The organism is Demequina rhizosphaerae (assembly GCF_000971255.1).
Classification (GTDB): domain Bacteria; phylum Actinomycetota; class Actinomycetes; order Actinomycetales; family Demequinaceae; genus Demequina; species Demequina rhizosphaerae.
The window spans coordinates 47,495-68,278 of the sequence record NZ_BBMC01000009.1 but is presented as its reverse complement, the minus strand read 5'-3'; the positions used below and the strand labels follow the sequence as shown (position 1 = coordinate 68,278).

The window sequence follows — 20,784 nt, the reverse complement described above, 5'->3', positions numbered from 1 at the left end:
GTGGTCCGTGTTCGGGGGCCATTGTCGCATCTAGCGCGGACCCGGCCTGCGGCGCTCGACGTCGGGGCGGGGGCGGTACTCGCGCGGCGCGATGCTCGGCGGCATCGCGCGCCGCGGCGGTCCGGCGGGTGCCGACGTCGCCACCGGCACGCGCTGGCCGGTGCCGGGCTCGACGAGCGTGAGGCCCGCGAGCATCCGGTCGAGCTCGAGCGCGGAGTCCGGGCGCCGCCGCGGGTTCTTCTCGAGCAGGCGCAGGATGAGGTCGGCCAGCTCGGGCGAGACGCCCTTGGGCAGCGGCGGCACGGGGTCGTTGACCTGAGAGATCGCGATGTCGACGGCGCTCGCCGCCGTGAACGGCCGCTTGCCGGCGACGGCCTCGAACGCGATGATCCCGAGCGCGTACAGGTCGGAGGCGGCGGTCGCGGGCTTGCCGAGCGCGAGCTCGGGCGCGAGGTACTGGGCGGTGCCCATCACCATGCCCGTCGCCGTGAGGGTCGTCTGGTCCGTGCCGCGGCTCACGCCGAAGTCGGTGATCTTCACGTGGTCCGCCTCCTGCACGAGCAGGTTGCCGGGCTTGATGTCGCGGTGCATGATCCCGGCCGCGTGCGCGGCCTCCAGGCCGCGGCACGTGTGGCGCATGATCGTGACGAGCCGCGCCTCGTCGAGCGTGCGCTCGCGCTCGAGGATGGTCGACAGCGGCTCGCCCTCGACGAGCTCCATCACGATGTAGGGCGTGCCGTCGTGGTCGCCGTAGTCGTAGACCTGCGCGATGTTGCCGTGGAGCAGCCCCGCCGCGTTCTTGGCCTCGTTGCGGAAGCGGCGCAGGAACGTCTCGTTCTCCGCCGCGCCCTCCTTGAGGACCTTGATCGCGACCTCGCGGTCGAGATCGGTGTCGGTGCCGCGCCAGACCTCGCCCATCCCGCCGACCGCGAGCAGCGATCGCAGGACGTAGCGTCCGCCGAGCGTGGTGCCTGCATGGATCCCCATGTCAGCTGCCTCCCCGGGATGCGAGCGCGGCCTCCATCACGGAGCGCGCGATGGGGGCGGCCACGCGGCCGCCGGTGACCTCGCCCTCGGTCGAGCCGCCGTTCTCGACCAGGACCGCGACCGCGACGGTGGGGTTGTCCGCCGGCGCGAAGCCGACGAACCACGTGTGCGGCCGCTCGTCGGTGCCGGTCTCCGCGGTGCCGGTCTTGCCGGCGACCTCGACGCCCGGGATCTGCGCGGCGGTGCCGGTGCCCGACGTCACGACGCCCACCATCATGTCCGTGAGCTCGTTGGCGTCGGCCCGGGTCATCGGCTGCGACATCTCCTCCGGCTCCGTCTCCTCGATCACGCGGAGATCCGCGTCGCGCACGTTGTCGACGAGGTAGGGGCGCATGAGCACGCCGTCGTTGGCGATGCCGGCGGCGACCATCGCCATCTGGAGCGGCGTCGCACGGTCGTCGTACTGGCCGATCGAGGCCATGGCGGTCTGCGCCTCGTCCGGGTTGGTCGGCAGGCGCGACGGCGTCACCGCGAGCGGGATGGACAGCTGCTCGCCCCAGCCGAACTCCTCGGCCTTGCGCTCGACCACGCCCCAGCCGAGCTGCATGCCCAGGTTCGCGAACGACGTGTTGCAGCTCATCTCGAGCGACTCCGCGAGCGTCTGCCGCTCGTTCGCGGAGCACGACTCGCCGCCGTAGTTGCCGAGCGTGCGCGAGCTGTCGGGCAGCTCGAGCTGGTCGGGCGCGTAGAGCTCGGAGTCCGCGTCGTAGCCGGCCTCGAGCGCCGCGGCCGCCACGACGAGCTTGAACGTGGAGCCCGGCGGGTAGGTGTCGCCCGCGATGGCGCGGTTGACCAGCGGGCCGTCCTCCTGCGCGAGCAGCGCTTGGTAGTTCTCGTTGACCTCGGCGGAGCTGTGGCCCGCGAGGGTGGCCGGGTCGTACGTCGGGCTCGTCACCATGGCGAGCACCTCGCCCGTGGACGGGTCGAGCGCGACCACCGCGCCCGTGCTGTCGCCGAGCGCCTCCGCGGCCGCCTGCTGGACCGCCGCGTCGAGGGTGAGCTCGACGCTCGCGCCGCGCTGCGTCTCGCCGGACACGAGGTTGCTCAGGCGCGTCCAGAACAGCGAGTCCGCGGTGCCGGACAGCAGGTCGTTCTCCGTCTGCTCGATCGCGGTGCGCCCGAAGACGATGCTGTAGTAGCCCGTGGCGGCCGCGTACAGCGGCCCGTCGGCGTAGGTGCGCTGGTAGTTGAACGGGTCGTCGACCGCCTTGGACCACACGACCGACTCGCCGTCGACGACGATCGGGCCGCGGAACGTGCCGTACTCGCGGTACAGGGTGCGCACGTTGCGCGCGTCGGCGTTGAGGTCGCCGGCCGCGATGACCTGGATGTAGGACGCGGCCACCATGAGCGTGAGGATCATCGCGAGCACCACGATGGACAGGCGGCGGATGGGCTCGTTCACGGCGTCACCGCCTCGGGGCGGCGGGCCTGGTCGGAGATGCGCAGCAGCAGTCCGACGATGATCCAGTTGGCGAGCATCGAGGATCCGCCGTACGCGAGGAACGGCGTGGTGAGGCCGGTGAGCGGGATCACCCGGGTGACGCCGCCGACCACGATGAAGACCTGGAGCGCGATCGCGAAGCCGAGGCCGGCGGCGAGCAGCTTGCCGAAGCCGTGGCGCACGCCGATCGCGGTGCGCATCGCACGCTGCACGATGATGACGTACAGCGTGAGGATCGCCATGAGGCCGGTGAGGCCCAGCTCCTCGCCGAGCGACGCGACGATGAAGTCGGACTCGGCGTACGGCACGAGGTCCGGGCGGCCCTCGCCCAGGCCGGTGCCGAAGAGCCCGCCGGAGGCCATGCCGAACAGGCCGCGGACCAGCTGCTCGCTCGCGCCGGAGGAGTAGACGGCCGAGTCGAGGGCGTGGAGCCACGCGGTGTAGCGCGAGCCGACGTGGCTGAACAGGGTGCCGGCGAGGACCGCGCCGACGCCGAACATGCCGAGGCCGAGCACGACCCAGCTGAGCCTCTCGGTGGCGACGTAGAGCATCGCGACGAAGATGCCGAAGAGCAGCAGCGAGGTGCCGAGGTCGCGCTCGTAGATCTGCACGAGCATCGCCGCGACCCACACGAGTGCGAGCGGCCCCATGTCGCGCGGGCGCGGGAACCGCATGCCGAGGATCTTGGGGCCGGCGAGCGCGAGCGTGTCGCGGTTGGACACGAGGTAGCCGGCGAAGAACACGACGAAGGCGATCTTCGCGAACTCGCCGGGCTGGAGCGACTTGCCGAAGACGTTGATCCAGATGCGCGCGCCGTTGATCTGCGTGCCGATCACGGGCATGAGCGGCAGCAGCAGGCCGATGAGCCCGACCAGGCCCGCGGTGTACGTGAAGCGGCGCAGCAGCCGGTAGTCGCGCACCAGCAGGAGGACGCCGAGCGCGAGTCCGATGCCGAGCAGGGTCCAGATGATCTGCACCTGGCCGAAGTCGGTCTCGCGCCCGCGGCTCGCGTACGCGAAGTCGATGCGGCGGATCATCGCGAGGCCGATGCCGTTGAGCGCGAGGACCGCGGGGACGAGGACCGGGTCCGCGTACGAGGCCCAGCGCCGGATCGCGAGGTGGATCGCGCCCGCCACGGCGGCCCACGCGGCCGCGTAGATCGCGAGCTCGTCGAGCTCGAGGAAGTCGGCGTGATAGTCGACCAGGCCGCGCGCGAGCACGGCGACGGCCACGGCGAGGCCGAGCAGGCCCAGCTCGCCGCGGCGCCCGGTGCGGACCATGACGTCGGAGACGGTGGCCACTAGTCGCCCGCCTCCAGCGAGGCGACCACGCCGGCCGCCTGGTCGAGGCTGCGCACCCGGATCGCGTCCGTCACGCGTTCCCGCTGGTACGGCGCCAGCTCGTCGACCAGGATCTCTGTCTTCTCGACCACGTGCGACATGCCGATGCTGCCGAGCGACTCGGGGATGCCCCGGTACACGGCGACGAAGCCCTCGTCCTCGCCCACGTAGTACTGCTGCTGGGACCACCAGTAGCCGCCCCAGGCGGCGCCGATGAGCACGAGCAGCGTGATGATGGGGAGCAGCCAGGGCCGCACGCGCTGCCAGCCTTCTCGGGAAGGCTCCTCGTCGTCGTCGGGCTCGTCGCGCGCCGCGAGGCGCGCGGCCTTGCCCGCGGGGGAGTCGCCGCCCGCCGACGGCTTGCGACGGTCGCGTGCCGCCGAGCCGACGATCTGCGAGGTGGTCGCGGGCCCGATCCCGTCCGGGGAGGCGTCGATGTCGACGATGTCGCCGATGACGCACGTGACGTTGTCGGGCGCGCCCGCGGCGAGCGCGAGGCCCACGAGGGCGTCGGCGCAGTCGCCCGGGTCCTCGACCTCGAGCATCGTCTTGCGCAGGGTGTCCTTGCTCACGACGCCGGACAGGCCGTCGGAGCACAGCAACCAGCGGTCGCCGTCGCGCGTCTCGCGCACGGAGATGTCGACGGGCACGTCGGCGTCGATGTCGCCGAGCACGCGCAGCAGCATCGAGCGCTTGGGGTGGTGCTCGGCGTCGGCGACCGACAGGCGGCCGGTGTCCACGAGGTGCTGGACGAAGCTGTGGTCGGTGGTGATCTGCTCGAGGTCGCCGTCGCGCAGCAGGTAGGCCCGCGAGTCGCCGATGTGCGCCATCGACAGCGTCGAGCCCGAGCGCAGCAGCGCGGTCACCGTTGTGCCGAGACCCGAGAGCTCCGGGTCGTTGCGGGCCCGCTCAACGATCTGCGCGTGCGCGTCGGAGATCGCCTCCTTGAGCTCGTCGAGCGCATCGTCCGGGCCGTGCGCCTCGCCCTCGAGGGCCGCGAGGCGCGCGATCGCGATCGACGACGCGATGTCGCCGCCCGCGGCGCCGCCCATGCCGTCGGCGACGGCGAGGAGGTGCGGGCCGGCGAAGCCGGAGTCCTGGTTGTTCGCGCGCACGAGGCCTACGTCGGAGCGCGCGGCGAAGTGGATGCCCAGATACATCAGCCGCGCAGCTCCAGGGCTGTCGCACCGATGCGGATGACGTCGCCCTCGCGGAACGGCACGGGGTCCGTGACCTTCTGGTTGCCGAGGTAGGTGCCGTTCGTGGAGCCGAGGTCCTCGACCATCCAGCGGTCTCCTTCGAGATAGATGCGGCAGTGGCGGGCCGAGCAGTAGTCGTCGTCGATGACCAGCGTGCACGTGCTCGCGCGGCCGACCAGCACCGGCGCGGTGCCGAGCGGGATCGTGGTCCCCTTGAGCGGCCCGCTCGTGACGGCGAGGTGGCCGGCCGAGGGATCCTTCGTGGAGATCGAGCCCGTGCGGATGCCCGTCGCCGCGCGGCTGGGCGACGCGGTCTTCTCCGCCCGCGCATCGTGCTCGCGGCGGGACTCGCGGCCGCGTCCGCGTGCGGTGATGCGGGTGCCGTAGAGGTCCGCGCGGAGCACCGCGATGGCGGACAGCACGAGCGTCCACAGCAGGACGAGGAAGCCCATGCGCAGCAGGGTGATCGAGAGCTGGCTCACGTCAGTAGTCCTCGTCCCCGTCGACGGCGTCCCAGTACATGATGGTGGTGCGCCCGATGGTGACGGCGTTGCCGTCGAGCAGCGTGGCCTCGGACACCCGCTGGTCCTCGACGAACGTGCCGTTGGTCGAGCCCAGGTCGGTGAGGATCGTGCCGTGGTCGGTGACCTCGAGCCGGACGTGCTTGCGGCTCACGCCGGTGTCGTCGACCACGATGTCCGACTCCGAGCCACGGCCGATCGTCGTCGACTCGCCCGTGAGGTAGTAGCGGGTGCCGTCGATGTCGAGCAGCGGGTAGCGCGAGCTCGGGTTGGTGCCCGTCACCGGGGCGACCGGGCCGCGCGTGGTGCGGGACACGACCGCGTAGCGGCCGGTCGCGAGCGTGTCGTCCACGTCGAGGGCGACGTCGACCGCGCCCACGAAGGAGTAGCGCTGGCGCTCGGCGTGCGCGCGCAGGGACTCGACGAGCTCGTGGACCATCGCGTCGGCGCCCCACTGCTCGACCGTCTCCATGTCGGCGGGTGCGAGCGCGATGCCGTACTCGTTCGGCACCACGGTCCGGCCGCGGTCCACCACGGCCGCGCGGGCGTCGCACTCGCGCTTGAGCGCGGCCGCGAGCTCGACGGGCTTGACGCCCGACTTGAACGTGCGCGCGAACGCGTTCTGCATCACGTTCTCGACGCCGCGCTCGAAGCGGTCCAGCACACCCATGCGGGCCATCGTATAGGTCCCTAGAAACGTGCTAAAGTAACCCGGCGCGCGCGAGTGGCGGAATAGGCAGACGCGCACGGTTCAGGTCCGTGTGCCCGAAAGGGCGTGGGGGTTCAACTCCCCCCTCGCGCACCAACGGCTGGTTCGGTAATCGGGCCAGTTCTGTTGGGGAAAGTCCCTCAGGGTGGACCCGCAAGGGTCGCCTGGGGCCCCCAGCAAGGCGAGAAGGCCGCCTCCGACTGATGTCGGGGGCGGCCTTCTGCTTTGTGCGGCTATGTATAGGTGTCTAGGGCCTGTTTCGGCTGTTTCCGGGCATGCTTGCGCCTCCGGCCCTTGCGGGTCCGGAGGCGATCTGAGCTGTTCTGTTCCGGTGGCCGCCGCTTACGCGGCGATCTCATCGGGTGGCGAGAGGTCCTCGTCGCGGACGGCGATGCTGTGGTCGGGGTCGGGGTCGGGGTCGGGGTCGGGGTCGGGGTCGGGGTCGGGGTGGCCGGAGGGGCCGGGGTCCGTGGGGCTGTTCTGCTTGTTGGCGTTGCGAACTGCGTTGAACGCGTTGATGCGCTTGACGTTAGTCGCGGCGGCGAACATGGCGGCGAGGATGCCCTGCTTGGCGAAGCCGCGTACGCGGCGGCGCTTGGTGTCGCTCATGCCGTTGGCCTTGACGTCCTTGTTGAACGTCTCGACCTGCTGGCGCTGGCCGTACATCTTGTACCAGCTGGGCGACTTGTAGGCGTAGTCCTGGTAGTACTTGCCGGTCTTGTCGTCGAGCTTGACCTTGTGCGTCAGCTGCGTGCTGGTGCAGATCGCGCCGGGCATGACGGGAGGGTTGGTGATGCGGAGGCGGGTCTTGCCGTCGTTCATGCGATCGGTGAGCTTGTTGCGTAGCTCGGCGTCCTCGATCTGTGCGACGACCCGCTCTCGCAGCGGGCACGAGACCCCACCGCGCGGGTCCGATGCAGGGCATGAGATGCGGAGCTCACCGTCGGCGTTGGGTATCTCCTTGATGGGCAGGTTGAGTAGCGTTCGGCGCTCGAGCTGCTGTGCATAGGTGCGGTCGGGCTCGGCAGTGTCGGCGTCGTCATCGACCGTGTCCAGGCGTTTGCGGGCGTTCTTGGTTGCGTTCGTCATCGCGGCAGAGATCGCCGGGCAGCAGAACTGGCCCTCGACTTGCACAGAGCCGATCGGGCCGTCGATCTTGCCCAACTGGGTGCTGGTGTAGTCGTGGCACGTCTTGTAGCCGAGTTCGCGGGCCGGCTTCTTGAACTTCTTGTACTGCGCGTTGGGCATCACGGCGCGGTCGCCCACTACGGTGCCGGGGCCGATGCCGTTCTCTGTCGCGAACTTGTGGGCGGCCTCGAGGACGGTGAGGGAGTTCTCACCGATCCGCGCACCCGGTGTGTCGATCGAGACCGCGACGGCGAGGTTCAGCGTACGGTTCGACTTGGTTGCATGCTCGTCGTCGATCATGACGCCGAAGTGGACCTCGAGGGCCCACGTCGCGTCCCGGACTTCCTTGCGGCTCAGGGGGGTGACGCCGTCTTCGTGGAAGCCGCCGTGGTCACCGAGGCGGACGTACCAGCCGCCCATCGCCTCTGAGTGGTGCATGCGGGTGGAGTTGCAGTTGCGGTATTCCTTGCGCACGCCGCCACCGAACTTCGTGGAGGAGATGGCGAGCTTCGTGCCGTCGATCGCGAGCGATCCGCGCCAGGTCCTCTTGATCGCGCGACGAACCTCACGGTTGTAGCGGTACAGCGAGCCGTGCACGATGGCGTTCATCAACCACAGCAGGCGGTCGCGCTTCGCGGCGATCTCGTCCGCGTCGAGCGCTGCGATGGCGGCTTCGACCTCGTTGATGGGACGCGGCGCGCGCGTCGCGATGCCAGGGAAGGGTTCGACGAGGTCGCTGAGGCGGTCCATCGCGGACTGCATTCGGTCTGTCCTGCCCCCCGTTTTTTGGTCCGTTTCTTCTGTGAGTCCTGTCCAATGGTGAGAGTGCTTGTGGAGGTGTGAGGTGGCGGCTGCGAAGCGGTACACGACGGAGCAGATCGTGGCGAAGCTGCGGGAGATGGAGAAGCTCCAGGCGCAGGGGATGTCGATCCCGGCGGCGTGCAAGCGGTTGGGGATCTCGGATCAGACGTTCTATCGGTGGCGACTCAAGTACGGGGCGCTCAAAGAGGACGAGGCGCAGCGGTTGAAGGCGTTGGAGGCTGAGAATGCCCGTTTGAAGCGCATCGTCGCGGAGCAGGCGTTGGACATCAGCATGTTGAAGGATCTGACCCGGGGAAATTGGTGAGCCCGGCTCGCCGCCGGGCTGCCGTGGCGCGGCTGGTGCGCCGCTTCAAGGTGTCGCAGCGGCGTGCATGCACGGTGGTGGGACAGCATCGCTCGAGCCAACGGTATGTGCCGGTGGCGTCAGACTTCGAGGCGCGCCTGATGGCCGCGATGCGCGTGATCGCCGACGCTCATCCGCGATGGGGGTATCGACGAGTCCATGCGGGGCTCGTCGCGGATGGCTGGCAGGTCAACGTCAAACGGGTCGAGCGGTTGTGGCGGGCCCAGGGCCTGCAGGTGCCCCCGCGGCGCAAAGGTGCTGGTCAGAAGGCGTTGGGGTCGGATGAGCATGCCTTGTGGTCGTTGCCGGCGCTGCGGGTGGGGCATGTGTGGTCGTACGACTTCATGAGTGTGCGTACCGAGCGTGGGGTGGCGCTGCGGGTCCTCAACATCGTCGACGAGTACACGAGGGTCTGTGTCGGCTACGACGTCGACTATTCGATCGGCGCGGCCGGGGTGCGACGCGTCCTGGAGCGGGTCTTCGCCGAGCATGGTCGACCCGAAGTGATCCGGTCGGACAACGGACGGGAGTTCATCGCCACATCGCTGCTGGGATGGCTGCGTGAGCTGGGGGTGAGGCCGGTGCAGGTCGCGAAGGCCAGCCCGCAGCAGAACGGCTTCATCGAGCGGTTCAATGGGTCGATGAGGGATGAGCTGCTGCATCGGGAGGTGCTGCACTCGCTGACGGAGGCCCGGGTCCTGATCGGACAGTGGGTGCGCCACTACAACACGGAGCGACCCCATTCGGGTTTGCAGATGCGGACCCCGGCGGCGTTCGCGCGCTACTGTGCCGAGCAGGCAGCTACGACACCCGTGTCACGGCAGCCTGTGTGACGTGAGAGGGGGTGGATGAGGGTGACTACCAACACGCTGGCTGGACCAGTCCAGATCGCCCTCGAGGGCCCCGGAATCACGATCCACTCGCAGTCGACGTGGACCAAATCATCGGGGCAGGTCAGTGGAACTCCTCGGGCTTCGACTACGGGACTACGGCGGCGGGCGTAGTCAACATTGGTTGGGGAGGCGTGAAGGTCGTCACAGGCGCTGCGACCATGGTGGGGGGTGGTTTTGTCGCACCGATCCCGGGCGTCAATATCCTGACCGTGCCGGCTGAGCTGAAGGGCGGCTATGACGTGTTGACTGGTGGCCTCAAGGTGGTCAAGGGTTTCAAGCAGATGGCATTCGGAATCACGGTCGAGTGCGTGGATGACTGCAGCGCGGCGGGAAATGCACGGAAGCTCCTTTGGGGTACGGTGCCCGGCATGACGCAGATGACCGAAGGGCTGCCCACGGTGTCGACGGAGGCGCGTCCCTGGTTGAATGCCATTCCCGGTGGGGCGTGGTATCTGGAGTCTGCCGACTGGTACAACGGCGCGCCTCGCGAGGCTGCCGTGAAGTTCCTCGAGGGTCCGCGGCCTCTCGCCAATGCGCCGGCGCCGGACACCTTCGCTGGAAAAGCGGCCCTGGGACCCGTGCTTGCGTGGAATCGCTTGTCACAGACGGCGCTCATCCCTACGGAGCAGTACCGCACGGCGTACTCGGATTTCGGGCCTGACTTGACCTGGGTGGCAGATCACTTTGGAGGACTCTCCTGATGGGGAAGCACCCGGAAAGGGCTGAAGTTCCGGCGGAGGGCGCTCGACGCCTTCTCACTCTCCGATACCGGCGGCACTTTGATGGTGCTTTGTCAGTGTGGAGCGGTGACTTCGCCCGCGCGCGAGCGTGGTTCGTCATCGCGCTGCGCCAGTATTCGATCGCCCAGTGGCTGCTATGCCCGCGGGCCCTCAAGCGTTCGGGCCACTACCTGCTGGGGTATGGCCCGGATGGCGTTCTGGTCGCCAGGTTTTGGGCGGTCGGCTTCAGGCCGTTGAGAAATCCGGTGAGCTTTCCATGGGATGAGGTGGAGTACGGTCGCGTCGACGGCGATCTCCAGCAACTATTGATAGGCGGACGCGAGTACGTTGCGGACGTCGAGGATGCGCGGAAATTCGTGGAAGACCGCTATCGGTACCAAGCGCCCGGCTCCGAGACGAGCCGATAGCCGCGTGCACATCGAGTCTGACATCGCCTTCAAGAGGATGACTTGCGGTTGGGGTCTGCCCCAGGATCGGTTGACCTGAGGCAGGTCATGACCGGGTCGGTCGCACTGGCTGCCCAGCCGGGGCGCGAATTGCAGTTACTCGAGGACAAGCGTGTGCACGGCCTAGCCATCGCGAGGTTGACCGATTTGGGAGCGAGCGGGCCCTGCGGGAGCGGCGGCCGTGGTTCAGTCTGCGCGCTTGAAGTCGTGTTGCCGTGCCCCGCTGCGGCGCGTCTGGTGTTTGAGAGCGCGCTCCCAGGTGTGGTTCGGCGGCATCTGCTCCGCACGCCCCGGCGATTGCCAAAGTCGAGCGGCGACTTTGCTGAACTAGGGTCAGATTGCCAAGTTGGAGCGACAACTGACAGTCCTACAGCTCGCCGTGGCGCTCCAGGTACTTCATGGCGAAGTACCCGAGGGGGATCCTGAGCCAGTAGGTGAGGAGTCGGTAGACCAGCACCGCCGACAGCGCGACCGCGTAGGGCAGCCCCGCACCGGTGAGGCCGGTGGTGAGCGCGATCTCGACCGCACCCAGACCGCCGGGGGTCGGCACGGCGGCACCCACCGCGTTGCCGACGAAGAACAGCACGGCGACGTCGATGATCGCGAGGTTCTGCCCGAACGCGAGCAGCGAGGACTGGAACGCGCCGACGAAGCCGACGGTGAGGAGCAGGTTGCCCGCGAGGCCGAGCGCGAGGCGCCACGGCTGGCCCAGCACCTGCGCGAGGCGCGGCCAGGTCTGGCGCAGCGTCGGCAGCACCCGCTTGATGGCCCAGGTGCGCACGCGCGGCACCAGCATGGCCGCGGCGATGACGAGCACGACCACGCCGAACGCGATCACCACGGCAGTCGACGGCAGCGCCGCCAGCGCGCCCTTCGAGCCGGACGCGAGCGTCAGCCCGACGAGGCCGAGCACGGTCACGACGACGGAGCTCACCTGGACGAGCGCGACGGTCGCGACGGCCAGCGGGGTGGGGACCTTGCGCTTGGTGAGGAGCCGCAGGTTGAGCGCGGCCGGGCCCACGCCGGCCGGCACCGCGACGGAGATGTACGCGGCCGCCACCTGGGTGAGCAGCACCCGGGTGAACGGCAGCTTGACCGGGCTGAAGGCCGCGAGGGCGAGCGCCGCGCCGACGAACGTCAGCAGCGCCCACCCGAAGCCGACGACCAGCCACCAGGGGTTCGCCTCCTGGACGGCGTCGAGGAACTGCTGGGTGTTGAAGCTCGCGAGGATCACCACCGCGGCGACGAGCCCGAGCGCGATCGTGATGATGGTGCGCCCGCCGAAGCGGACGATGTTCTCGCTCGCGACCTCGGCCTCGGGGGAGCGGGCGAGGATCTCCTCGCGCACCGCCTCGAGCACCTTCTCGTGCTCGCTCTCCTTGAGGGACGCGCGGGTGGGCGGCGGCAGCGCGATCGACTGCAGCAGCGGCGCGGCCTGCTCGACCTGCGGCGCCCCGAGCGATCGGAAGGCGGAGTCGACCGCGCGCTGCGGGCCCACGCGCGCGGCGGTGAGCGCGAGCACCTGGGCGACGTCGATGCGCTGCGCGAACGCGCTGGTCGCGGCCTCGCCCATCTCCCAGGAGGTCAGCCACACGGCCGGGTCGGTGTCGACGTCGTCGCCCACGAGGATCGTGTCCGCCTCGAGCCGACGGTGCGAGATCCCCGCGCGGTGCGCGGAGGCCACCTCGGCCCACAGCGCGTCGAGCAGCGCGTCCGTCATGTCCTCGGCCGGCACGTCCGTGAGGGGACGCGAGACGGGCGGGCGCTGGTAGACGAGCAGCATCGTGTCGCGGATCTGCCCCATGCCGAGCACGCGGCCGGTGCGCACGCCCGCCACGCGTGCCGCGTGCGAGACGAGCGCGGTCGCCTCGGCGCTCTGGCGCAGCGAGACGTCCGGCCGGGTGTCGATGCCGCGCAGCCGCAGCGAGGTCCACAGCTTCGACACGAAGCCCGCGGCCTGCTGGTCGCCGTCGAGCGCGACCACGAGGAGGTGATGCCCCTCGAGCGTCGTCATCGCGTAGACGCGCCCCTGCCGGGTCCGGGCGAGGGCGTCGGTGACGGCGTCGAGCTCGGGCAGGTCCTCGTCGTGCTCGAGGTCGGCCCGGATGAGCGAGCGCGGATGGAAGCCCGCGCGGCGGAGCCCCTCGACGAGGGTGTCGCCGTACGCGCGGTCCGCGGTCGAACCGACCCAGTAGCGCAGCCCGAGACCGGCGGCGCGGCCGAGCAGCACGGTGAGGAGCGTCGACGGGATGGTGACGACGCCGAAGATCACGGCGATCGCGAGCCCGAACCACAGCATGTTCCACGACAGCGACAGGCTGCGCCGTGTCGACCTCCGGCCCGCGGCGGTGAGCAGCGCGGACAGGGCCGCGACGTACGCGGGGAGCTGCATCGTGTCGGCGCCGCGCGGCGTGAGGCTCGCCTGGATCTCGTCGGTGCCCCACGCGAGCAGCATGGCCGCCGCGATGAGGACGACGATGACGCCGAGGATGCCCGCGCCGAGCGCCTCGACGATGCGCCGGGGCTCGCGGCGCACGAGCATGTCCACGATCATCAGGGCCGGGATGATCACCGCGAGGATCGCCGTGAAGAGGTTGACCGGCGCGACGAGGAGGCGCTGCAGGAACGGCGAGATCGAGGAGATGTCCTGCGTGAGGCCTTCGGTGGTGCCGAGCGCGAACTCGCCGATGAACAGCACCGCGACGATGCCGAGCACCGTGCCGAGGAGGCCCAGGACGTCCGTGAAGCGGCGCACCCGGATCTCGGGCTCGTCGAGGATGCGCACGGCCGGCAGCTCCTCGCGCGTCACGGATGGGTCGGCGGCCATGGCGCGAGTCTACGGCTGAGGCGCGGATGCGGGCATTAGGAGGGCGATCACGCCACGCCGAGGGCCTCGAGCCACGCGTGGGGGACCACCTCGGGCCCGATGAACGCGACCGCGTCGAGCGTCCAATGCGCCAGCACGAGCGGCGCCAGCCGGCCCCGTCTCACGTAGACCCAGCCGAACACGAGCCCCATCACCACGTTGCCGAGCGCCATCGGCCAGCCCTGGTAGAGGTGGTACGCGCCGCGCAGCAGCGCCGCGAGCACGATCGCGGTCCACGGCGACCGTCCCATGTCGCGCAGGCGAGTCAGCACGAAGCCGACGACGACGAACTCCTCGAGCACACCCGCGGCCGCCGCGGACAGCAGCAGGATGGTCGCCGACCACCACATGTCCGGCAGCCCGGACGTGTCGATGCGCACGGTCTGGCCCAGCGCCCGCGAGATCGCGTACAGCGCGAGCCCGGGCAGGCCGATGCTCGCCGCGAGGATGACGCCCCAGCCCACGTCGCCCCACCACCGGCGCGCGGGACCCACGAGCCCGAGGCGCACGCGGGACGATGCGCCGTGCTGGCTGAGCAGGTACAGCGCGAGGGCGACCGGGACGAGCGCGAATCCGATGCCCAGCACCTGGCGGATCAGGTCGATCCAGTCGATGCTCGACCGGCTCGGGTTGAGCGTGGTCGACTGCGACGCGATCGGCGCCGTGTCCACGTACCGCTCGATGAGCCGGATCGCCGCGTAGATCGCCGTCTGGCCCAGCGACAGGCCCAGCACGATGAGCACCTCCGCACGCATGCGGGAGCGCGAGGGCAGGGTGACCGGTGCGGGGGCCGCGGCGGGCGCGGGGGCTGCGATGTCCATCGTCACGTCACTCTAACGACCGGGGGTTCCCCGCCCTACGCTGGCGACATGGCGCGCGTGACGGCGATCCGGCGGTACCCGGTCAAGGCGATGGAGGGCGAGTCGCTCGCGTCCGTCGCCGTCGACCGGCGCGGCCTCGTCGGCGACCGCGGCCTCGCGGTGCTCGATGCGGACGGCATGTTCGCGGCGGGCAAGCGCGGCAGCCGCTGGATGCCGCACGAGGAGGTCCTCGCGTACGCGGCCCGCACGGTGGACGATGCGGTGGTGGTCTCGCGCGGGGACCGCGCCTGGAGCGCGGGCGACCCCGCGCTCGACGCGGAGCTCTCCGCCGCGGCGGGGGAGCCGCTGCGGGTGGTGGCCGAGCCCGCGGACGCGGAGCGGCCGTTCTTCGACTCGTCGCCCGTGTCCGTGGTGGGGACGGCGACCCTCGACTGGTGCCGCACCGAGCTGGGCGTCGACGCGGACCCGCGCCGCCTGCGCGTCAACCTCGTGATCGAGACCGACGAGCCGTTCGTCGAGGAGACGTGGATCGGCTCCGCGCTGGTCGCGGGCGCCGCGCGGCTGCGCGCGACCAAGCGCAACGCGCGCTGCCGGGTGATCGACCTGGCCCAGAACGGCGTGACGGAGACCGCCCGGTTCCTCAAGCCGCTGGGCGAGCGGCGCGACGCGTGCGTGGCGGTCTACTGCGAGGTCGTCGAGCCGGGCGAGATCCGCCTCGGGGACCCGGTCCTGCCGCCGCGACGGCCCGTGCGGGGCTGAGCGCGACCCGCCGAGGCGCGCCGCGCCTCGTGCCCCGAGAGAGGCGCGTCGTCCCGAGCACCGTGCGCGCGGTCACGGCTGGCGGGGGCGGGCCCGGCAGAGCGCCTGCGGCTGCGCCCACACCGCCGCGCCGCTCCGCGTGCCCGGGACCTCCGGGTACGAGGCCTCGAGGCCCAGCTCCGCGGCTCCCGTCGTCTTGAGCGCCACCACCGCCGACGAGCCGGCCGCCACCGAGGCGCCGGTGAGCACCTCCTCGCCGTCGAGCGACATCGCGAACTCGGCGACGAAGCCCGGGTCGGACGCATCGGCCACGCCGATGACGACGACGATGCCGTCGCACCGGCCCGTGAGGGCGAGCGTGCCCCGGTCCGGGCGGCCGCCGTCGACGCCCCGGGCGCGGAGCACGCGGTCGTGGTGCAGCCCCGCGACGTTGGCTCCGCCGACCGTGAGGTTGCCGCCGGTCACGTACGGCACCAGGGAGATCCATCTCCAGACGGTGACCTCGCGGATCCTCCGCGACGGCGCCTTGGAGGAGGTGCCCGAGAAGCGCACGCGGTAGCGCGCGTCGCCCATGCCGCGGGCGGTGAACCGGATCCGGTAGGTGCCGTCCGCGCGGACCTTGGCGCCGGCACCCGTGCCGACCCACCGGCCGCCCTTCTCGCGTTGGAGGACGAGCCTCTCGCCCGCGAGGTTGGCGGAGGTCGTGCCCCTCACCACGGCGGTCTCGCCGGCCACCAGCAGGTCGCCGGACGCCGGGCGGACCGAGGCGATCCTCACGGTGGTCGACGCGCGGGCGGCGGCGTCCGCACCCGGCGCGGCGGCGACCACCACGGCGCAGGCCAGCGCGAGGATCGCCGCCACCGCGGTGAGGCGGGCGATCGCGGGCCGCGCGGGTCCGGCATCGGTCATGAGACCCCCTCAGGTGCTCCCGTCGAACCTAGCAATACCGGATGAACCGGACAACGAGGCGCGGCGTGCCATCGCTTGCTCCGGCGCCCCGCGAGGTGCTGGGTGCCCAGAATCGGCCGGCGTTCTCGAGCACTCACCACCTCCCGGGGCGACGGGAGGCGTCGCGACGGGGGCGTCGCGGAAGGGGTGGAGCTCAGGCGAGGAAGTCGTCGACCAGCTTCTCCGCGAGGCCCACGTAGGTGCCGGGGGTGAGCGAGGCCAGCCGCGACGCGGTCTCCGCGGGCAGCTCGAGGCCGCCGACGAACTCCTGGATCGCGGTCGCGTCGATCTGCTGGCCGCGCGTGAGGTCCTTGAGGCGCTCGTAGGGGTTGTCCATGCCGGGCACGCCGGCGACGGCGGCCGCGCGCATCGCCGACTGGATCGGCTCCGCGAGCACCTCCCACGACGCGTCGAGGTCCGCGGCCAGCGCCGCCTCGTTCACCGAGAGGGTCTTCAAGCCTCGGCGGACGTTGTCGATCGCGAGCATCGAGTGGCCGAAGGCGACGCCGATGTTGCGCTGGGAGCTCGAGTCCGTGAGGTCGCGCTGGAGGCGCGAGGTCACGAGCGTCGCGCCCAGCGTGTCGAACAGCGCGGCCGAGATCTCGAGGTTCGCCTCGGCGTTCTCGAAGCGGATCGGGTTGATCTTGTGCGGCATCGCCGACGAGCCGATCGAGCCCTTCGTGGTGGCCTGCGCGAAGTAGCCGAGCGACACGTAGGTCCACACGTCGGTCGCGAGGTTGTGCAGGATGCGGCCGAAGCGGGCCACGTCGGCGTAGAGCTCGGCCTGCCAGTCGTGCGACTCGATCTGCGTGGTGAGCGGGTTCCAGGTGAGCCCCAGGCCCTCGACGAAGGTGCGCGACACCTCGATCCAGTCCGTCGCGGGCACCGCGGCGGTGTGCGCCCCGTACGTGCCGGTCGCGCCGTTGATCTTGCCCAGGTACTCCTGGTGCTCGATGCGGCGCAGCTGACGGCCCAGGCGGTGCGCGAGCACCGCGAACTCCTTGCCCAGCGTCGTGGGCGTCGCGGTCTGGCCGTGGGTGCGGGACAGCATCGGCGTCGCCTTGGCGGCACGCGCGAGGTCCGCGACCTGCTCCACGAGCGACGATGCAGCCGGCAGCCACACGTCCTGGACGGCGCCCTTGACCATGAGCGCGTACGAGAGGTTGTTGATGTCCTCGGACGTGCACGCGAAGTGCACGAGCTCGGCCAGCGGCTCGAGGCTCGTGCCCTTGATGCGGGCCTTGATGACGTACTCGACGGCCTTGACGTCGTGGACGGTCACCTTCTCGAAGTCGGCGTGCTCGCGGATGCCGTCCGCGTCGAAGCCGGCGGGGATGCCGCGCAGCAGCGCCACCTCGTCGGCGGTGAGCGCGCGGGCGCCGGGCACGGCGCCGGTCTCGCACAGGTGGATGAACCACTCGACCTCGACGTGGAGGCGCATGCGGTTGAGCGCGGGCTCGGACAGGTGGTCCACGAGCGGGGCGACGGCGCCGCGGTAGCGGCCGTCGAGGGGGCCGAGGGCGATCGCGGGCTCGAGGGAGGCGAGGGAGGTCCAGTCGGTCACGCGCGCCATTCTCCCACGCACGGGCGGGACGGGCCGCGGTCCCCGGACGGAGGGACGATGCGGGCCCTCCCCAGCGTGGGCGCGTGGGCCCCGGCGGGGCGCGGGGTGCCGCCTACCGTCGCCGCATGGACGACGTCACGGCGCTGGTCGAGCGCGCGCGGTTCGCGGTGGACGTCGCGCACGCCCGGCTCGAGGCGGCCCGGCGCGCCCGGTGGGAGGGCGTGAACGGCCGCGCGTACGCGGCGCGGCTCGAGGAGGCCGCGGCGCGCGTGCGGGGCCTCGCGGGCGAGGTGTCGGCCGCGGCGCCCCCGGTGCCGCCGTGGCCGGCGCCGTGACGGAGCCGATCTGGTCCTCCGGCGGCGCGGGCGGGGTGCGCGCCGTCCTCGACGACCTCGAGGAGGCCGCCGGCTCCCTCGCGGCCGCGGCGGGCGAGCTCGACGATGCGGCCCGGTCGCTCGGCGTCGCGGCGCAGGTGGCGGCGTGGGACCCGGCCCGGGCGCCGCGGGCGGCGGCGCTGCTCGACGCGGCCGCCGCATCGTCCGCCGAGGCCTCCCGGCTGCGCGCGCTGGGGGACGCGCTGCGCAGCGCCGCGCTCGCGTACCTCGAGGCCGAGTCCGAGGCCCGCCGGTCGATCACCCTGGCGGGGCGGCTGGGGGAGGCCGCGGCGGACTGGTGGGGCTCGGTCGCATGGGTTCACCGGACGGCCGCGCTCGCGATCGGCGGGCGCGCCGCGATGCGGCTCCTCGGGGGGCCGGGCCTGCCGCCGACGACGGGCCTCGTGGGCCGCGACGAGGCGTCCGGCCTGCTCGCGCTCGCGGGGGAGGACTACGCGCGGATCGTGGCCGTGCTCGCGCTCGTCGTGCACCAGGCGGAGGCGGGGGAGCCCGCCTACCGGACGGTCGAGCCGCTGCCGGAGCTGGTCGACGGCTCGCCGGGCAGCCTCGAGGACCTCGTGGGGCGGCTCGCGTGGGTGCATGCCGAGGGGGAGGGGACGGTCGCCGTCGAGACGGTGCGGGGCGACGGCGGCGCGCGGCACCTCGTCTACGTGCCGGGCACCGAGGACTGGTGGGTGACGTCGGGCAACCCGGCCGACGTGGAGGCGGACCTGGTCTCGGTGCTGGGGGCGATGTCGGACGCGGCGCGCGCCGTCGTCGACGCGGTGGCCGCGCACGGCATCGGCCCCGACGAGCCGATCCTGCTCGCGGGCCACAGCCAGGGCGGCATGGTCGCGATGATCGCCGCGGCCGCCCTCGCGGACCGCTACCGGGTCGAGCGGGTGGTGACGGCGGGGGCGCCCACGGGGCGGATCCGGCTGCCGCCCACGGTCGCGGCGCTGCATCTCGAGAACACGCGCGACCTCGTGCCGGGCCTGGACGGGCGGGCGAACCCGGACACCCCGCGCCGGGTGACGGTGTCGCACGACCGGCGACGCTCGCATCGTGCCGACGCGCCCGACGGGTCCCGCACGATCGCGGAGGCGCACGGCTTCGCGGGCTACGCCGCGACGGCGCGGCTGGTCGACGAGGGCGTGTCCGCGTCGACGCAGGCGTGGCTCGACGGCGCGCGGCCGCTGCTCACCGAGGCGCGCTCGACCGTGACGGCCTACCGGCCGGTGACGGGATGAGGATCAGCGCTTCGAGGCGCCGGGCACCACCGCGGTGAGGATCGCGGTGATGAGGCTGATGAGCAGCGCGGCGAGGAGGGTCTCCCAGAAGGCGCCGATGGTGAGCTCGGCCCACGGCACGAGCGTGGTGAGCCACGCGGTCAGCCACAGCATGAACCACGCGGTGACCAGCGCGAACAGGCCGAGCGTGAGGATCTTGATGGGCAGCGACAGCACGTCGACGATGGGCTTGATGAGCAGGTTCGCGGCCGCCATCACGGCGCCGACGAGCAGGAAGACGCCGATGCGGGCCCACGTCCCGCCGTCGCCCCCCTCGACCTGCACATCCAGGGGGAGCAGGGTCACGAGCCACACCGCGACAGCCGTGATCGCGGACACGAGGACGAAGCGCATGGCCGCCATTGTTCCACGGGCGTGACAGCGGGTGTCATCCTTGTGTGCATGCCCGACGCGCACACCACCGACCTGCCCCAGCCCCGCCCGGCCATCGGCAAGCTGCCGCCGTACGTGCCCGGCGCGCGCGGCGCCGCCGACGCCCCGCCGCCCGTCAAGCTCTCCTCGAACGAGAGCCCGCACGGCCCGCTGCCGTCGGTCGTCGACGTGCTCGAGACCGCCGCCACGGGCGTCCACCGGTACCCCGACATGGCCGCGACCGGGCTCACCGAGCGCATCGCGCAGGAGATCGGCCGCGACGCGTCCGAGGTGGTCGTGGGCGGCGGCTCGGTCGCGGTGCTCGCGCACATCCTGCAGGCCTACACCGGCCCGGGCGACGAGGTGATGTTCGCGTGGCGCAGCTTCGAGGCCTACCCGATCCTCGCGCGCATCGCGGGCGCCGAGCCCGTCATGGTCCCGCTCACCGACGAGGCGCGTCACGACCTCCCCGCGATGATCGCGGCGGTCACGGACAGCACCCGCGTGGTGATGCTGTGCTCGCCCAACAACCCCACCGGCCCGATCCTCACGCAGGCCGAGGTCGACGCGTTCATGGCTGCCGTGCCGTCGCGCGTCCTCGTCGTGCTGGACGAGGCGTACCTCGAGTACGTGCGCGACCCCGAGGTCGCGGACGGCCCCGCGTCGCTCGACCGCTACCCGAACCTGCTGCTCCTGCGCACCTTCTCGAAGGCCTACGGCCTCGCGGGCCTGCGCGTGGGCTACGCAGTCGGTCCCGCCGCGCTGCTCGCGCCGGTGCGCGCGTGCGTCACCCCGTTCTCCGTCTCGGGCCCGGCGCAGGCCGCCGCGATCGCGTCGCTCGACGCGCGCGACGAGCTGCTCGAGCGCGCCGCCGGCGTGGTCGCCGAGCGCGACCGCGTGCTGACGGCGCTGCGGGCCGACGGCTGGTCGATCCCCGAGTCCCAGGGCAACTTCGTGTGGCTCGGCGTGGGCGACGCGACCGCGGACCTCGTGGCGCACCTCGGCGCCGTGCAGCCCGCGATCCTCGTGCGCCCGTTCATGGGCGAGGGCGTGCGCGTCACCATCGGCGCGCCCGACGAGAACGACGCGCTGCTCGCGCGCCTCGCGACCTGGGACGGCCCGCGCTGAACGGGAACGAGAAGAGCGACGCGCCGCTGCG

At 71.7% G+C, this 20,784-nt stretch carries 20 protein-coding genes and 1 tRNA gene; 9 read left to right on the top strand and 12 right to left on the bottom strand.

The window, feature by feature from the left end; all coding sequences use genetic code 11:
- Window positions 1-30: 30 nt before the first annotated feature.
- The 6 genes from AOM07_RS12215 to AOM07_RS12190 are packed head-to-tail and all read right to left on the bottom strand — an operon-like array spanning window position 31 to window position 6,221.
- Window positions 31-987, bottom strand: coding sequence for a serine/threonine-protein kinase (locus tag AOM07_RS12215; RefSeq protein ID WP_062314200.1), 957 nt, complete (start codon window positions 985-987; stop codon window positions 31-33).
- Between the two features lies 1 nt (window position 988).
- Window positions 989-2,452, bottom strand: coding sequence for a peptidoglycan D,D-transpeptidase FtsI family protein (locus AOM07_RS12210; protein ID WP_062314199.1), 1,464 nt, complete (start codon window positions 2,450-2,452; stop codon window positions 989-991).
- Window positions 2,449-3,792, bottom strand: coding sequence for an FtsW/RodA/SpoVE family cell cycle protein (locus tag AOM07_RS12205; protein ID WP_062314198.1), 1,344 nt, complete (start codon window positions 3,790-3,792; stop codon window positions 2,449-2,451). The genes AOM07_RS12210 and AOM07_RS12205 overlap by 4 nt, the downstream gene beginning before the upstream one ends.
- Window positions 3,792-4,991, bottom strand: a complete 1,200-nt coding sequence (locus tag AOM07_RS12200) for a PP2C family protein-serine/threonine phosphatase (RefSeq protein ID WP_156165463.1) — start codon at window positions 4,989-4,991, stop codon at window positions 3,792-3,794. The genes AOM07_RS12205 and AOM07_RS12200 overlap by 1 nt, the downstream gene beginning before the upstream one ends.
- Window positions 4,991-5,512, bottom strand: coding sequence for an FHA domain-containing protein FhaB/FipA (locus AOM07_RS12195; RefSeq protein ID WP_062314197.1), 522 nt, complete (start codon window positions 5,510-5,512; stop codon window positions 4,991-4,993). The genes AOM07_RS12200 and AOM07_RS12195 overlap by 1 nt, the downstream gene beginning before the upstream one ends.
- A 1-nt stretch (window position 5,513) precedes the next feature.
- Window positions 5,514-6,221: an FHA domain-containing protein gene (locus tag AOM07_RS12190; RefSeq protein WP_062314196.1), complete on the bottom strand. Its 708-nt coding sequence runs from the start codon at window positions 6,219-6,221 to the stop codon at window positions 5,514-5,516.
- 48 nt (window positions 6,222-6,269) lie between these two features.
- Between AOM07_RS12190 and AOM07_RS12185 the strand changes: the two genes are divergently transcribed.
- Window positions 6,270-6,356, top strand: a tRNA-Leu gene (locus tag AOM07_RS12185).
- A 246-nt stretch (window positions 6,357-6,602) separates the two neighbouring features.
- Here the strand turns inward: AOM07_RS12185 and AOM07_RS15050 are convergent.
- The gene (locus AOM07_RS15050; protein ID WP_156171929.1) at window positions 6,603-8,255 is read right to left on the bottom strand and encodes a hypothetical protein; all 1,653 of its coding nucleotides are present in this window, start codon (window positions 8,253-8,255) and stop codon (window positions 6,603-6,605) included.
- A gap of 13 nt (window positions 8,256-8,268) precedes the next feature.
- Between AOM07_RS15050 and AOM07_RS12175 the strand changes: the two genes are divergently transcribed.
- From AOM07_RS12175 to AOM07_RS12160, 4 genes are all read left to right on the top strand, one after another.
- Complete coding sequence (locus AOM07_RS12175) at window positions 8,269-8,514, top strand: transposase (RefSeq protein WP_156156145.1); 246 nt, start codon at window positions 8,269-8,271, stop codon at window positions 8,512-8,514.
- 35 nt (window positions 8,515-8,549) lie between these two features.
- Window positions 8,550-9,386: an IS3 family transposase gene (locus AOM07_RS12170; RefSeq protein WP_267127784.1), complete on the top strand. Its 837-nt coding sequence runs from the start codon at window positions 8,550-8,552 to the stop codon at window positions 9,384-9,386.
- 98 nt (window positions 9,387-9,484) lie between these two features.
- Window positions 9,485-10,147 (top strand): hypothetical protein, encoded by a 663-nt coding sequence (locus AOM07_RS12165; protein WP_062314191.1) that lies wholly within the window; start codon window positions 9,485-9,487, stop codon window positions 10,145-10,147.
- Window positions 10,147-10,593 carry a hypothetical protein gene (locus AOM07_RS12160; protein ID WP_156171927.1) on the top strand — a complete coding sequence of 149 codons (447 nt, stop codon included), beginning with the start codon at window positions 10,147-10,149 and terminating at the stop codon, window positions 10,591-10,593. The genes AOM07_RS12165 and AOM07_RS12160 overlap by 1 nt, the downstream gene beginning before the upstream one ends.
- Window positions 10,594-10,999: 406 nt before the next feature.
- Here the strand turns inward: AOM07_RS12160 and AOM07_RS12155 are convergent, their stop codons facing one another.
- Both AOM07_RS12155 and AOM07_RS12150 read right to left on the bottom strand, forming a co-directional pair.
- Window positions 11,000-13,459, bottom strand: coding sequence for a lysylphosphatidylglycerol synthase transmembrane domain-containing protein (locus AOM07_RS12155; RefSeq protein ID WP_062314187.1), 2,460 nt, complete (start codon window positions 13,457-13,459; stop codon window positions 11,000-11,002).
- Window positions 13,460-13,506: 47 nt separating this feature from the next.
- Window positions 13,507-14,319: a CPBP family intramembrane glutamic endopeptidase gene (locus tag AOM07_RS12150; protein ID WP_062314185.1), complete on the bottom strand. Its 813-nt coding sequence runs from the start codon at window positions 14,317-14,319 to the stop codon at window positions 13,507-13,509.
- A gap of 48 nt (window positions 14,320-14,367) precedes the next feature.
- On the opposite strand from AOM07_RS12150, the gene AOM07_RS12145 reads away from it, so the two are divergent.
- Entirely contained in the window at window positions 14,368-15,078 is a 711-nt protein-coding gene (locus AOM07_RS12145; protein ID WP_062314183.1) for an MOSC domain-containing protein, read from the top strand.
- 72 nt (window positions 15,079-15,150) lie between these two features.
- Here AOM07_RS12145 and AOM07_RS12140 read toward each other — a convergent pair whose 3' ends face one another.
- On the bottom strand, window positions 15,151-15,987 hold the full coding sequence (locus tag AOM07_RS12140) for a hypothetical protein (protein ID WP_062314181.1): 837 nt from the start codon (window positions 15,985-15,987) through the stop codon (window positions 15,151-15,153).
- Window positions 15,988-16,180: 193 nt separating this feature from the next.
- Entirely contained in the window at window positions 16,181-17,599 is a 1,419-nt protein-coding gene (gene purB, locus AOM07_RS12135; protein WP_062314179.1) for an adenylosuccinate lyase, read from the bottom strand.
- 116 nt (window positions 17,600-17,715) lie between these two features.
- Here purB and AOM07_RS12130 point away from each other — a divergent pair, with 116 nt between their 5' ends.
- Together AOM07_RS12130 and AOM07_RS12125 are read left to right on the top strand one after the other, a co-directional pair.
- Entirely contained in the window at window positions 17,716-17,925 is a 210-nt protein-coding gene (locus AOM07_RS12130; protein WP_062314177.1) for a hypothetical protein, read from the top strand.
- A complete protein-coding gene (locus tag AOM07_RS12125) occupies window positions 17,922-19,214 on the top strand; it encodes a hypothetical protein (RefSeq protein WP_156171926.1) in 1,293 nt (430 codons plus the stop codon). The genes AOM07_RS12130 and AOM07_RS12125 overlap by 4 nt, the downstream gene beginning before the upstream one ends.
- Before the next feature lie 3 nt (window positions 19,215-19,217).
- Here AOM07_RS12125 and AOM07_RS12120 read toward each other — a convergent pair whose 3' ends face one another.
- Window positions 19,218-19,607 carry a phage holin family protein gene (locus AOM07_RS12120; protein WP_169748161.1) on the bottom strand — a complete coding sequence of 130 codons (390 nt, stop codon included), beginning with the start codon at window positions 19,605-19,607 and terminating at the stop codon, window positions 19,218-19,220.
- 48 nt (window positions 19,608-19,655) lie between these two features.
- Here AOM07_RS12120 and hisC point away from each other — a divergent pair, with 48 nt between their 5' ends.
- A complete protein-coding gene (gene hisC, locus AOM07_RS12115; protein WP_062314171.1) occupies window positions 19,656-20,753 on the top strand; it encodes a histidinol-phosphate transaminase in 1,098 nt (365 codons plus the stop codon).
- Window positions 20,754-20,784 lie beyond the last annotated feature (31 nt).